Source organism: Streptomyces sp. NPDC050439 (assembly GCF_040655335.1).
Taxonomy (GTDB): domain Bacteria; phylum Actinomycetota; class Actinomycetes; order Streptomycetales; family Streptomycetaceae; genus Streptomyces.
Genome location: NZ_JBFAJT010000001.1, coordinates 878,194 through 891,972, shown reverse-complemented (window position 1 = coordinate 891,972; position 13,779 = coordinate 878,194). Strand labels below are relative to the sequence as shown.

Genomic DNA, 13,779 nt, shown 5'->3' with positions numbered 1-13,779 from the left:
GACGGAGGTCCGGGCTCAGCCGACACGGTCTGCCGGGCCCACCTCCAGCCAGGTGTAGCGGGCCGCGGAGCCGCCCTCGCCGTGGTTCTTGTGCGTCGTCTCCAGGAGAAGGCCGGTGTCCGGGTCGACGATGTAGCGGTCCGTCATCCGGTACTTCACGTCCTTGCCGGGACCGGTCGAGAACCCGATGGTCGACCACCTGATCTCGAAGGCGACACCCGCGCGCCCCTTGCTGTCCTTGACGTCACCGATCAGCTTCACGCCGGGGGAGTCCGCGAGGACCCGGAAGAGGGCGGCACGCAGTTCGGGGCTCGCGGGTGAGTCCTCGAGCAGGGCCGTCACCTGGTGGCGGCGGCTCTCGGCGTCCTTGGGAAAGAGCGCGGTGAGCGCCTTCTGGCCCGTGGGCAGCTTGTCGAGCGCGGGCCAGGTCAGCCACTTGCTGCCCACGGGCCACTTCTTGGTCTTGCTCCCCTTGCCGGGACCGTGGACCGTGCCGTTCGCGTCCACCGTCCAGATGCGGCCCGCCCGGTCAAAGTAGGTGGTCGTCGTCGCCTCCCCGTCGTCCTGGTTCACCGTCTCCATGCGGACCTTCCAGTAGGGGGACGTGGCAGCGGCCGGTGACTGCGCCGCGACGCCCGCCATGTCGTCCAGGAACTGGGCCGCCGACGCGGTGGCCGCCGGGCTTCCGCCCACATCGAGGGCCGGGTACGCCACGGCGCCCGCGGTGATCACGGCCACCGCGGCCGCAGCGACCAGCAGCCTGCGGCGGCGCGGGACGGCGCGGTCGCGCAGTGGGACCACGGCCCTCTCGCGCCGCGCTGCCCTGGCCACCGCTGCGCGGGACGCCGCCACCACCTCGGGAGCGGGCGGCGCCACCTCACCCGCCGCGATCAGCTCTTCGGCACCAGGAAAGTCGAGAAGGTCACCGCGTTCGGTCATGACAGGTCTCCAGTCAGCTTCAGGGGGGCGCTCGCGCGCAGCCGGGTACGGGCGCGGTGCAGCCGTGAGCGGGCCGTCCCCGCGGGGATGCCGACGACCGCGGCGGCCTCGCCGGGCGTGAGCTGCTCCCAGGCGACCAGGAGCAGCAACTCCCGTTCCTCCGCCGGAAGTCCGGCCAGCAGATCGCGCAGGTGCGGCGCGACCGCCGCCGCGTCGAGGCGCGCGTCCACCGCCTCCCACGGGTCGTCGTCACCGCCGACGCCCGGCGGGCCGGTGCGCTGCCGGTCGAGCCGCCGCCAGTGCGCCGACAGCACGTTGCGGGCGACACCGAACAGCCAGGCCCGCGCGGGCCCGCGGTCCGGGTCGAAGCCGTGCCGGGCCGCGTACGCCTGGAGCCAGAGCTCGGCGACCAGATCGTCCGCGGCAGCGGGTGCCCGGCGGGCGAAGTAGCCGTGGAGAGCCGCTGAGTGGCGCACCACCAGCGGTTCGAAGGCCGCCGGGTCCCGCGCGGTGCGGGCCAGCAGCTCGTCGTCGTCCAGGTCCGTGGTCACGGGACCTCCGTATCCGTACCGCCGGTCGGCGGTCTCACCCCCTACTTGTCGAGCACCCGCATCTGCGTTCGCGCCCCGGCGCCGGTCAGCCCGAGAAGACGCCGATGCCGTTCGGGACCGGGCGTTCCACGCCGCCGCTGGGGTTGTTGCGTACGGTCACTTCGTCCGCGCCCGGGAGCTTCGCGACCAGCGTCGCGGAGGAGACCAGGGTGGAGGAACCGCCGCCGTCCAGGCTGAAGCCGTCCTGGGCGCCCAACGCCCGCAAGGTGTCGGCGACTTCGGCGATGGTCAGTCCCGTACGGAACTCGGGGGAGCCGTCCAGGGACAGGAGCAGGAGGCGCCGGCCGTCGTCGGAGATCCCGGCGGCCGTCCGCACGGCCGAGGTGGCGGTGTCGAGGCCGGGCAGCGGGGCGCCGTCGCGCAGGACGGGGAAGCCGCCGAGCGCGAAGCGGAACGGGCTGCGTGACTCGGCCGCCACCAGCCGGTGCTTGACGCCGACCCGGTCGCCGACGGAGAGCTTGCGCAGCTCCTGGGCGCCCGCCTCGCGCCCGACGAGAACCGTGGTGCCGCCGGCCACCGGACCGCTGCCCGGTGTCGCCGCGGACGCCACCACGCGGCCGCCGCGCACCGTCACCTCATGGGTGTCCGTGCTGCAGGGAGCGCCGCGGTTGGTGTCGGTGCCGCAGGTGGAGCGCACCCGCGAGGTGCTGCCCCAGTCGCTGGTGAACGCGCCGACGGAACCCACGGGCAGGGCGTACTGGTTGAGCCCGCCGAGCGGCAGCCGGGTCTGCTGGGTGCGTACTTCACCTTCCAGGCGGAGGCTGTCCAGGCGGGCCCGCCGGTCGTAGCCCACGCCGAGCACGGCCTGGGTGGTCATACCAGGAGGCATCGCGGGGCCGAAGCGCTGCCCGTTCGGCACCGCCGCCTTGAGGGCCCGGCCGCGTGCGACCGCGGGTCCGACCGGCGCGCCGGTGGCCTCGACGCCCGGATGCTGGGTCTCGGAGATGTTGAAGAAGTCGCCGTTGATCCCGCCGACCGCCCCCGCCCCGTCCGCGAGCGCGGAGACGACGGAACGGGCGCCCACCGCGCCCGGATAGAGCAGGCCGACGCTCGTGCTCTTGTTCCGCAGATCGACGTCCAGGACATGCGCGCGAGCCTTGCCGTGCGACGCCGCGATGTCGAACTGCCGGTACTCCACGCCCGGCGCGATCCGCGAGGCGGCCGTCTTCCCGTCCGCCTCCACGCCGCCGGCCGGTGCCGCTCCCAGCAGAGCCGCACCGGCCAGCGTGCCGAGTGCCGTCATGGCCGAGAGCGCCGCTCTCGCCGTTCTGAACCGTCCCAAGATGTGCCGGTGTCGTGCTGCCACCCATGCCCCCTGAAGTCTCCTGCCGACCAATCGCACCAGTCTGAGGGTCGGTCAGAAAGTGCACCAGAGGGCAGCGCCGGACGGGTGCAGGGCCAGTGGCTAGGTGCCGACCAAACGGGAACGGATGAGGAAACGTACGCCTTCGGGGGCTTCGAGGGAGAAGCCGCTGCCACGGCCGGGCACGACGTCCACGATCAGCCGAGTGTGGCTCCACACGTCGTACTGGCTGCGCGACATCCAGAAGGCGACCGGTTCCGCCACGCCCTCGACGGCCAGCGAGGCCAGGCGCACATCGGAGCCGCCGGTACGGAACTCGCCCTCCGGATAGCACATGGGTGCACTGCCGTCGCAGCAGCCGCCGGACTGATGGAACATCAGCGGACCGTGCAGGTCCCGCAGCCGCCGCACCAGATCGGCCGCGGCAGGGGTCAGCTCCACGCGTGGAGTATCGGTCATGGGCTGCCGCTCCTCGGTCACCGTCGCCGTCACTGTCACTGTCACTGCCGCCCAGTCAACTGCGGGCGACGTTGCGAGGACGTTGCGGTCGCGGACGGATGCGGATGCGGCCGGCGGCACCGTGCCCTGCGTCAGGCGAGAACCGCTCGGACCGCCTTGCCGCGCCTGCCGCTGCCGACGACCTCGAGCCGCGCCGCGAGGTGACGCACCATCGCGAGGCCACGCCCGCTGTCCCGTTCGGTGCTCGGTGCGAGCACGCGTGGGCCGTCGGGGCTCGCGTCGTGCACCTCGACGGTCACATGGTGGTCGGATACCTCGAGGCGCAGACGGCAGGGACTGCGTCCGTGCTCGGTGGCGTTGGCGACGAGTTCGGACACGATCAGCGTGGCATCGTCCACCCGTTCGGCATCCACTTCCGTCAGCTGCCGGCGGGGCCTGGTGAGGAACGCGGAGGTCAGCTTCCGCGCCCGGCCGGCCGATGCGGCTTCCTGCGGCAATGCGTACTCAACGCGGGCGACGTGCCGATGGGCGCGCTGGTGCGCACGCATGGCAACTCACTTCCCTCCCCTGGGACGACCGGCGTACTCGCGGCGACTTCCGCTCGCCGGGGCCACGCCCTGTCATGCGCGGCCGGTGCTGTCCACGCTCATGCCCGCCTCTGCTGATCGCCAACCAAGTGCCTGGGCGTGGGGCTGGTACCGGGCCCTCAAAGGCTGTGACCTGCTACTCGACGAACATGTTCGCTCCGAACGTGCTCGTAACGAACATGTTCGTTACACTGGTCGTATGACAGCTCATTCCGACGCCCCGCGCAGCCGCCGCGAGCGCCCCGCGAAGCCCGCCCTCTCCCGGGCCGGGATCGTGGCCACCGCGGTGGAGATCATGCGCGTCGAGGGCCTGGGCAAGGTGACCATGCGCCGCCTCGCCCAGGAGCTCGACACCGGGCCCGCCTCCCTGTACGTCTACGTCCGCAACACCGCCGAGCTGCACGCGGCGATCCTGGACGAACTCCTCGGGGCGGTCGAGGCACCGCCGGTCGGGGGCGACTGGCGGGAGCGCCTGGAGGGGGTCCTCACCTCCTGCACGGCGGTGCTCTTCCGTCATCGCGGCCTCGCGAAGGCCGCGCTCGTGGCACGGCCCCGGGGTGAGCACTACCTGCGCCTCGTCGACACCCTGCTCGCCCTGCTGGACGAGGGCGGGGTCCCGCCCGGCCAGGCCGCCTGGGGCGTCGACCTGCTGCTGCAGTACGCCACCGCGACCGCCGCCGAGCATTCCCCCGCCGAGCATTCCCCGGCCGACCGGGCCGCCGAGGCCAAGGAGGAGTGGGACGCGCTCGCCGGAGCCCTGCGGGACGCGTCGGACCGGACGCACCCGCACGTCGCCCGGCTCGCCGGCGATCTCGTGTCAGGCCGGCCGGAGGAGCGGATCTCCTGGGGCTTCCGGGCGCTGATCAACGGAATCGTCGGCACGCCCGTCCCGGTCGACGGAGCCCAGGGCTGAGCCCTCCCGCAGTCGAGACCCGACAGCACGACCACCGCCCGCACCACGCACGAGGAGCACCACCATGACCACACACCACCCCATAGCCATCATCGGCGCGGGCCTCGGAGGCCTCACGCTCGCCCGCGTCCTGCACGTCAACGGCGTCGAGGCGGCCCTGTTCGACCTGGAGGCCTCACCGGCCGCCCGTGGCCAGGGCGGCATGCTCGACATCCACGAGGAGTCCGGACAGGCCGCCCTGCGCGCCGCCGGTCTGTACGAGGAGTTCCGCGCGCTCGTCCACCCCGGTGGCGAGGCCGTGCGCGTCCTCGACAAGGACGCCGCGGTCCGCATGGAGGAGGCGGACGACGGCGACGGCGGCCGCCCCGAGGTCGACCGCGGCCACCTGCGTGACCTGCTGCTCGGCTCGCTGCCCGACGGTGCCGTGCACTGGGGCGCGAAGACCACCGGGGCGCGCCCGCTCGGTGGCGGCCGCCACGAGGTGACCCTCGCCGACGGCTCCGCCTTCACCACCGACCTGCTGATCGGGGCGGACGGTGCCTGGTCCCGCATCCGCCCGCTGGTCTCGGACGCCGTGCCCGCCTACACCGGCATCTCGTTCGTCGAGGTGGACCTCCTGGACGCCGACGTACGCCACCCGGACAGCGCCGCGGTCGTGGGCGGCGGCATGCTCTTCGCGCTCGGCGAGGACAAGGGCTTCCTCGGTCACCGGGAGTCCGACGGCAGCCTGCACATCTACACCGCGCTCAGGGCCCCCGAGGAGTGGATCTCCACCATCGACTTCACCGCCGACGACACGAGCCTCGCCAAGGCCTGCGTGCTGGAGCACTTCGCCGACTGGGACAAGAGCCTGCAGGCGCTGGTCGCCGACGCCGACGGAGCGCTGATCCCCCGGCGCATCCACGCCCTGCCGATCGGCCACCGCTGGGACGGCGTCCCGGGCGTCACGCTGCTCGGCGACGCGGCGCACCTCATGTCCCCCTTCGCGGGGGAGGGCGCCAACCTCGCCATGCTCGACGGTGCCGAACTCGGGGCGGCCCTCGCGGAGCACCCCGGAGACGTCGAAGCGGCACTGGCCTCCTACGAAGAGGCGCTGTTCCCGCGCAGCGAGAAGACCGCCGCCGAGTCCGCCGACGGTCTTGTCCGCTGCTTCCGCCAGGACGCCCCCCAGGGCCTGCTCGACCTGTTCGCCGGCAAGTGACCCTGCTGCGTCACCGGACGCGTGCCACCGCCGCGTAGATTCCGCTGTCCTCGGCCTCCGGGCGTGCGTCGCCCCTGAACCACTCCGTGGCCGTCACCAGGCCGGGGTCGACGAGGTCGAGACCGTCGAAGAAGCGGGCCACCTCGGCCCGGTTGCGGAAGCCGAGCTTGATGCCGCCCTTCGCGTACTCGGCCGTGACCTGCTCGGCAAGCTCCGGGAAGATGTCCGACGAGGCGTGCGAGAGCACCAGGTGGCTGCCGGAGGGCAGGGCGTCCACCAGCGTGCGCACGATGCCGTACGGGTCCTGGTCGTCGGGCAGGAAGTGCATGAGCGCGATGAGGGAGAGGGCGATCGGACGGTCGAAGTCGAGGAGCCCGCGGGCGTGTCCGAGGATCTCCAGCGGGTCGCGGACGTCCGCCTGGATGTAGTCGGTCATCCCCTCGGGGCTGCTGACCAACAGGGCCTCCGCGTGGGCCAGCACGATGGGGTCGTTGTCGGTGTAGACGACCCGTGCCGACGGCACCGCCTTCTGGACGATCTGGTGCAGGTTCGGCGCGGTGGGGATGCCGGTGCCGATGTCGAGGAACTGGTCCACGCCCTCGGCGGCGAGCCAGGCGGTCGCACGATTCATGAACGCGCGGTTCTGCCGCGCGGCGTCCTTCGCCTCGGGCGGCAGCTTCTCGCCCACGGCCTCGTCGACGGGGTAGTTGTCCTTGCCGCCGAGCAACCAGTCGTAGACACGCGCGGGATGCGGCTTGCTGGTGTCGATCGTCGGCTTGGGCGCACCTGCGGTCATGACGTACTCCGTTGCTGCGAGACGCTTGGATCGCCGCAGTCTGCCACAGCAACATCACCTTGAGCATGGGGTGTTGGGGTCGGGCGCGCGAGGGCGATGAATCAGTCACACCCCGCGCGGCCGAGCCGTGCCGTTCGCGCCATTCGTCCCGTCGGTTCAGCTGTCACGGGTGTGCGCGGCCGCCTCTGCCGTCTCTTCGCGCGGCCCCTGGAGAACCTTCCGAATTTCCATTGGTTTCCGCATCATCGGCAATACCGTGCGCGTTTCCCGGCGATATGGAACAGGGAAGTCCGGTCTTCGGCCAAGTGGCGCGTTCGCGACGGTTATTCGACATCATTGAGTCAAATGGCGCTGGTGGTTGATTTTCAGATATGGCAGAGTATTCAAGCAAGTGGCCGGGCAAGTCGAAAGGGGCGATCCGGCTGACCGTCCGGCCGCTCTGGGATCAGCCGTCAGGCGCGGGGGAGAAGTCGGCACATGGACTTGGTGGACCGTAGGGAAGAATTCACGATCATGGACGGCATGCTCAACGCCTCTTTGGCGGGGCATGGCGGAGTGCTATTGGTGAGCGGCGCGGTGGCCAGCGGGAAAACCGCCCTGCTGCAGGCTTTCGGTGAACGGGCAACTGCTGCCGGGGCGTTGTTCCTGCAGGCCACGGCGTCGGAGGCGGAGAGTGACCTGCCTCTTGGCGTAATGGGACAGTTGCTGCTCGGCGCGGATCTGCCGGGGGCCGACGCCAAGCGGGCGGCCCGCCTCGTGGACCTGATGGCGGTGGCCGCGCAGATTCGGCGGGCCGAGGGGGTGCTGCCCGCCGTCGTGATGAATGAGGTTCCCAAGCTCTGTGGGATTGTCCTGGAACAGGCCAGGGAAAGGCCGGTGGTTCTCAGCATCGACGACGTGCACCATGCCGACAGCCACTCCCTGGAATGCGTCCTGTACCTGGCGCGCCGGCTCGACGCCAGCCGCATTCTGGTGGTCCTGGGAGAGAACAGCGGATTTCTGGCCGGCAATCCGCGATTACACGTTGATTTGCTGCGCCTTCCGGGCTGCCGCAATATCAGGCTCGGACCGCTCGAGCGGCACGGAGTGGCCGAGATGATCTTCGGGTTCGGTGGCGAGGGGTGGGGGACGCGCCGGCTCGTCTCCCAGCTCCACCGGGTGGGCGGCGGAAACCCCCTCCTGACCCGCGCGTTGATCGAGGACCACCGTGCCTCGCAGGACGGCGGGTTCGGCGCCGCGGGTCCGGTGCCGGGCGAAGCCTTCGCCCAGGCCGTCGCCACGGGCCTGTACCGCAGTGACGTGTCGACGCGGCACACGGCGTGGGCGCTGGCCGTGGTCGGCCAGGACGTGCCGCTCGCCGAGCTGGTGGAAGTCCTGGGAACCAGCCGGGAGTCGGTCCACCGCAGCCTGCGCGCCCTGAACGACGCCGGACTGCTCGACTCCGGCTGGTTCCGCCACGAAGCGGGCAGGGCCGCGGTCCTGCGGAGCATGGAGCCCGCACATCGCGCCCGCCTCGAGGCCCGCGTCGCCCAAGTGCTGCACGAGCACGGCGAAGCGGCGACCGTGGTGGTCCAGCATCTGATCGCGGCCGAGCCCATCGACGCCCCGTGGGCGCTCGGCACACTCCTGGAGGCGGCCGAGCGGGCGCTCGCCGACGACGAGGCCGAACTGGCCCTCACCTGCCTGCGTGCCGCCCGCGACACCTGCACCGACCCCCGCGGGTCCACGGCCATCAGGGAGGCACTGACCCGGGCCGGCTGGCGGCTCAACCCGGCCAGCGTCGCCCGGCACCTGGCGGAGCTCACCGGCGACGCGCTCGACGGCGGACTCGGCGACCGGCAGACCGCCGAACTCGTCGGCCACCTGCTCTGGTTCGGTCAGACCGGCCCGGCCCTGGAGATACTCGACGCCGCCGAACGGGACGGCACGGGCGCCGAGGCCTGCGGGCAGCCGTCCGCGGAAGCCGGGCGTCCGATCGACTGCGTCCGGTCCTGGACGGCGTACGCATATCCGGGGCTCCCCGGCTCCCCGCGCGCCCGCGCCCGGCACGGCGATTCCGAGCGGTGCGCGCGAACGCCCGCGCGCAGTCCCCATCAGCGCGCGGCCACCCTGATGAGAGCGGTGCTCGACGGGGCGGGCGACGACGTCGTGGTCCGGGCGGAGCAGATCCTGCAGAGCACACGCCTCGACGACAACACGCTGACCGCGCTCGTCGTCGCGCTGAACTCCCTTGTCCTCGCCGACCGGCTGGACACCGCGGCCCTCTGGTGCGAGACCCTGTGCGCGGAAGCCGCCGAACGGCACGCACCCATGTGGCAGGCCCTGCTCACCGCCACCAAGGCGCGCGTCGAGCTCAGGATCGGCGCACTCGCCGCCGCGGAGGAGTCGGCACACTCGGCCCTCACGATGGTCCCGCCCGAGGGCTGGGGTGTCGCGGTCGCCTCGCCGCTCGCCACCGCGGTGTTCGCCAAGACCGCCATGGGCCGTCTCGACGAGGCAGCGGCCCAACTCGCCGTCCCCGTGCCCGAGCCGGCGTTCCACACCCCCGACGGACTGCTCCACCTCCGGGCGCGCGGCCACTACTACCTCGCCGCCGGGCGCCCGTACGCCGCGCTCGACGACTTCCACACCTGCGGCGACCTCATGACCCGGTGGGGGTTCGATCTGCCCGCCCTGGTCCCCTGGCGCACGGACGCGGCCGAGGCCCATCTGCTGCTCGGTGACGACGACCGGGCAAGGACGCTCGCCCAGGAGCAACTGGCCCTCGTCGACGCCACGAGCGCGGGGCACGCCGGGACGCGCGGTGTCTCGCTGCGGGTCCTCGCCAGCGCGCTCAGCCCCGGACGACGTCTCGTGCTCCTGGGCGAGGCCATCGACATCCTGCGGGAGCGCGGCCACCGCGTGGAGCTGGCCCGCGCGACGGACGAACTGGCCCGCGCCCACCGCGAGCTCGGCAACAGCGGTCAGGCACGGTCCCTGGCCCGCAAGGCGCAGCAACTGGGACGGGAGTGCGGGGTGCCCGTCCCCAGGGTGCTGCCGGTGGCCGACACCGCGCGCTCGCACCCCGCCGATCAGCAGTGGTCCTCCGGCCCCCGCCGCAAGGCCGACGACCTCAGCGACGCGGAGCTGCGCGTGGCGACGCTCGCGGCCCGCGGCCACACCAACCGGCAGATCGCCGACAAGCTGTTCATCACGATCAGCACCGTCGAGCAGCACCTCACGCGCGCCTACCGCAAGCTCGCCGTCCAGCGCCGGGCCGACCTGGCGGCGAAACTCAGCCCCGTTCCCGTACCGGTCGCGGGCCCCGGCAGGCGGGAGGGCGGACGGGAAGGGCGCCGGGATGGCCGGAACGACAGCGGGGCCCACAACCGGCTGCGCGTGGTGTAGACGGTGCCGGAGGTGCAGGTCGTCGCGCGGGCTCATGACCACGGCCTGCATCTCCTCTCCCGGACCAGGTGCTCCGCATGCGGTTCATGCGCTCTCCGTTTCTACGCGGCGGCCGGTCACACTGCGGTCCGTGAAGCTGTGACCGGAGGATCCGCCACCGCGGCGGTACGCTTTCGGCAGCAGCAGGTCGGACACGAGAGCGCGTCGACGGGGGGTCGTCGCCGGAGCTGTGACCGGTGCGTGACGTGGGATCGGGCAACGTGGTGCCGCATGATCAGCCTCTGCCGCGGCCCGGCCCGCGATCCCTCCCCTCCGTTCGTGACGCGCCCTGCGAGGGGTGGGCGATGAGGGTACTGGTGGTCGAGGACCACGCCGAGCTGGCGCATTCGGTGGCGCGCGTGCTCCGCCGCGAGGGCATGGCGGTCGACGTCGTCTACGACGGCTCGGACGCGCTGGAACGCACGACGGTCGTCGAGTACGACGTGGTCGTGCTCGACCGGGACCTCCCCGGAGTCCACGGGGACCAGGTCTGCGTCGCCCTGGCCGCCCAGCCCATGCACGCCCGGGTGCTGATGCTCACCGCGTCCGGCACGATCGCCCACCGGGTGGAGGGGTTCAGCCTCGGCGCGGACGACTACCTCCCCAAGCCCTTCGCGTACGCCGAACTGGTCGCCCGCATCCGGGCGCTGGCCCGGCGCTCGCAGCCCGCGCTGCCGCCGGTCCTCGTCCAGGGAGACCTGCGGTTGGACCCGGCGCAGCGGATGGCCTCGCGCGCAGGCGTGCGTCTGGCGCTGACTCCCAAGGAGTTCGCGGTACTCGAGTACCTGCTCGCGGCCCAGGGCCGAGTGGTCTCGGCGGAGGAACTCCTGGAACGGGTGTGGGACGAGGCGGCCGACCCGTTCACCACGACGGTCAAGGCCACGATCAACCGTCTGCGCCCGAAGCTCGGCGACCCGCCCGTGATCGAGACCGTTCCCCGTGGCGGCTACCGGATTTGAGATGCCCATGCGCCTGCTCACGCCCTTCGCCCTGGCACCGGGACTCACCCGCCGGCTGCTGCCGCGCCGGGTACGCGTCCGCCTGACACTCCTCTACGGAGTGCTGTTCGTCGCCTCGGGCGTGGTGCTGCTCGCCATCACCAATCTGCTCGTGGCCCGCTCACCGGCGAACCTCGTCCTCGTCAAGAACCGGGGCGGCGAACCCGTGCTCGAACCGGGCGCCGACGGCCGCCTCTACCTCGGCTACCCCGAGTCCAACTCCTCCGTGCAGCTCAACGACATCACCCAGCAGCTGCGCGACCAGGCGATCCGGCAGCACGAGATCGAGATGGACCACCTGCTGGTCCAGTCCGGCATCGCGCTGGCCATCATGGCCGTGATCGCGATCGGCCTCGGCTGGGTGGTCGCGGGGCGCGTCCTGCGACCGCTGCGCACGATGACGGGCTCCATCCAGCGCATCTCGGCCCGCAACATGCACGAGCGCCTCGCCGTCGTCGGCCCCGCCGACGAACTGAAGGACCTGGCCGACACCGTCGACGGCCTCCTCGGCCGCCTGGAGACGGCCCTCGACTCCCACAAGCGTTTCGTCGCCAACGCGGCGCACGAACTGCGCACCCCGCTCACCCTGGAGCACGCGCTCCTGGAGGAGTCCCTCATCGACCGCGATGCCACCCGCGAGTCGTTCCGCTCCAACTTCGAGCGGCTCCTGGACATCAGCAAGCAGCAGGCCCGGCTGCTCGAATCGCTGCTCACCCTGTCCAGCAGTGAGCGGGGCCTGGACCATCGTGAGCCGCTCGACCTCGCGGTCATCGCCGAGGAGGTCGTGGAGGCCTCGCGCACCGAGACGGGGCGGCGGGAGCTGCGCGTCGAGACCACGATCGGGCCCGCCGACACCTCGGGCGACTCCGCGCTCGTCCAGCGTCTGGTGGCCAACCTCATCGACAACGCCACCGACTACAACACCCCCGGCGGCCACGTGGAGGTCACCACCCGCACCGATGCCGGGCGGGCCGTCGTCACCGTGGCCAACACCGGACCCGAGGTGCCGCCCGAGCAGGTGGAGCAGCTCTTCGAACCCTTCCAGCGGCTCGGCCGCACCGCAGGCGACGGCCATCACGGGCTCGGCCTCTCCATCGTCCGCGCCATCGCCGTCGCCCACGACGCCGTGATCAGCGCGCACGCCCGCCCCGGCGGCGGCCTCGTGGTGGAGGTCTCCTTCCCGCCCCGGTCGCCGGTTTCCCGACCTGCCCCGAACGCTGCGCAGTTGGACGATGCCCCGGCCATCCGTTGAGGGGCGGACCGCGAACTCCTACCGTTGGTGCGGCGCCTGCCGGATCCCCCCGTCCGCATGAGCCGCCGGACATGGCGAAGCCGTCCCCAGCAACGGGAGGAAACCCAATGGTCGTCGTGATGGCCCCCGGGGCCACACAGCAGGACGTGGACACGGTCGTCGAACTGGTGAGGGCGGCGGGCGGCGACGCGTTCGTCAGCCGCGGCGTGACCCGCACCATCGTCGGTCTGGTGGGAGACGTGGAGGCGTTCGACGCCCTCAACCTGTCCGACCGCCGGGGCGTCCTGGACGTCGTACGGATCTCGGTCCCGTACAAGCTGGTCAGCCGCGAGCACCACCCCGACCGGTCCGTGATCAGGGTGGGCGGCGTGCCCATCGGACCGGACACCCTCACGGTGATCGCGGGCCCGTGCGCGGTGGAGAGCCCCGAACAGACCCTGGCCGCCGCGCACCTGGCCAAGGCGGCCGGGGCCTCCCTGCTGCGCGGCGGAGCCTTCAAACCGCGCACCTCCCCGTACGCCTACCAAGGGCTCGGCGAGGAGGGGCTGCGGATACTCGCCGACGTCAGGGACGAGACCGGACTGCCGGTGGTCACCGAGGTCATCGACCCGGCCAGCGTCGAACTGGTCGCCCCCTACGCGGACATGCTGCAGATCGGCACCCGCAACATGCACAACTTCGCGCTCCTGCAGGCGGTGGGCGCGGCCGGCCGACCCGTTCTCCTCAAGCGCGGCTTCGGCGCCACGGTCGAGGAGTGGCTGATGGCCGCGGAGTACATCGCGCAGCGCGGCAACCTGGACATCGTGCTCTGCGAACGCGGCATCCGCACCTTCGAGACCGCCACCCGCAACACCCTGGACATCAGCGCGGTGCCGGTCGTCCAGCGCCTCTCCCACCTGCCGGTGATCGTGGACCCCTCGCACTCGGGAGGCCGCCGCGACCTCGTCGCCCCCCTCACCCGTGCCGCCATCGCCGTCGGAGCCGACGGCGTCATGATCGACGTGCATCCCGACCCCAGGACGGCGCTCTGCGACGGCAAACAAGCCGTCACGCGGGCGGAGATCGGAGAGCTCGCCGACACCGCCGCGGTCCTGTCTCCGCTGATGGGCCGCACCCTCACGCAGCCGCCGGCGCGGGCCGGGGCGGGACCTGGTGCCCGATAGGGGTGAATAGGGGTTTCCCGCCCTAGATCAATTCTGCTAGTGAGGGGTACCAGGCCCATAAGCGCGTTGTTAGGGTGAACGTGGTTCGGCCAGCGGGATTCCGCTCCACTCTCAGAAACGGAACGGAACCC

General features: G+C 72.0%; 12 protein-coding genes. 6 read left to right on the top strand and 6 right to left on the bottom strand.

The annotated features are described in order from the left end of the window. Positions 1-15: 15 nt before the first annotated feature. From AB0I66_RS04005 to AB0I66_RS03985, 5 genes are all read right to left on the bottom strand, one after another. Positions 16-939 carry a CU044_5270 family protein gene (locus AB0I66_RS04005; RefSeq protein WP_363206090.1) on the bottom strand — a complete coding sequence of 308 codons (924 nt, stop codon included), beginning with the start codon at positions 937-939 and terminating at the stop codon, positions 16-18. After that, entirely contained in the window at positions 936-1,490 is a 555-nt protein-coding gene (locus AB0I66_RS04000; protein ID WP_363206089.1) for an RNA polymerase sigma factor, read from the bottom strand. The genes AB0I66_RS04005 and AB0I66_RS04000 overlap by 4 nt, the downstream gene beginning before the upstream one ends. Positions 1,491-1,575: 85 nt before the next feature. Continuing rightward, positions 1,576-2,793 carry a phosphodiester glycosidase family protein gene (locus AB0I66_RS03995; protein ID WP_363206088.1) on the bottom strand — a complete coding sequence of 406 codons (1,218 nt, stop codon included), beginning with the start codon at positions 2,791-2,793 and terminating at the stop codon, positions 1,576-1,578. 162 nt (positions 2,794-2,955) lie between these two features. Then, positions 2,956-3,312 carry a DUF779 domain-containing protein gene (locus tag AB0I66_RS03990; RefSeq protein ID WP_363206087.1) on the bottom strand — a complete coding sequence of 119 codons (357 nt, stop codon included), beginning with the start codon at positions 3,310-3,312 and terminating at the stop codon, positions 2,956-2,958. Between the two features lie 131 nt (positions 3,313-3,443). After that, positions 3,444-3,860, bottom strand: coding sequence for an ATP-binding protein (locus tag AB0I66_RS03985; protein ID WP_363206086.1), 417 nt, complete (start codon positions 3,858-3,860; stop codon positions 3,444-3,446). A gap of 238 nt (positions 3,861-4,098) precedes the next feature. On the opposite strand from AB0I66_RS03985, the gene AB0I66_RS03980 reads away from it, so the two are divergent. Both AB0I66_RS03980 and AB0I66_RS03975 read left to right on the top strand, forming a co-directional pair. Next, positions 4,099-4,812 (top strand): TetR/AcrR family transcriptional regulator C-terminal domain-containing protein, encoded by a 714-nt coding sequence (locus AB0I66_RS03980; protein WP_363206085.1) that lies wholly within the window; start codon positions 4,099-4,101, stop codon positions 4,810-4,812. Positions 4,813-4,876: 64 nt separating this feature from the next. Then, positions 4,877-6,013 carry an NAD(P)/FAD-dependent oxidoreductase gene (locus AB0I66_RS03975; RefSeq protein ID WP_363206084.1) on the top strand — a complete coding sequence of 379 codons (1,137 nt, stop codon included), beginning with the start codon at positions 4,877-4,879 and terminating at the stop codon, positions 6,011-6,013. Positions 6,014-6,023: 10 nt separating this feature from the next. On the opposite strand, the gene AB0I66_RS03970 is transcribed toward AB0I66_RS03975, so the two are convergent. Further along, complete coding sequence (locus tag AB0I66_RS03970; RefSeq protein WP_363206083.1) at positions 6,024-6,809, bottom strand: SAM-dependent methyltransferase; 786 nt, start codon at positions 6,807-6,809, stop codon at positions 6,024-6,026. Positions 6,810-7,286: 477 nt separating this feature from the next. Here AB0I66_RS03970 and AB0I66_RS03965 point away from each other — a divergent pair, with 477 nt between their 5' ends. From AB0I66_RS03965 to aroF, 4 genes are all read left to right on the top strand, one after another. Then, positions 7,287-10,196, top strand: coding sequence for an AAA family ATPase (locus tag AB0I66_RS03965; protein ID WP_363206082.1), 2,910 nt, complete (start codon positions 7,287-7,289; stop codon positions 10,194-10,196). Between the two features lie 344 nt (positions 10,197-10,540). Further along, positions 10,541-11,194: a response regulator transcription factor gene (locus AB0I66_RS03960; protein WP_363206081.1), complete on the top strand. Its 654-nt coding sequence runs from the start codon at positions 10,541-10,543 to the stop codon at positions 11,192-11,194. 1 nt (position 11,195) lies between these two features. Continuing rightward, positions 11,196-12,485 carry a HAMP domain-containing sensor histidine kinase gene (locus AB0I66_RS03955; RefSeq protein WP_363206080.1) on the top strand — a complete coding sequence of 430 codons (1,290 nt, stop codon included), beginning with the start codon at positions 11,196-11,198 and terminating at the stop codon, positions 12,483-12,485. Positions 12,486-12,592: 107 nt separating this feature from the next. After that, a complete protein-coding gene (aroF, locus tag AB0I66_RS03950) occupies positions 12,593-13,648 on the top strand; it encodes a 3-deoxy-7-phosphoheptulonate synthase (RefSeq protein WP_363206079.1) in 1,056 nt (351 codons plus the stop codon). The last annotated feature ends 131 nt before the right edge of the window (positions 13,649-13,779 follow it).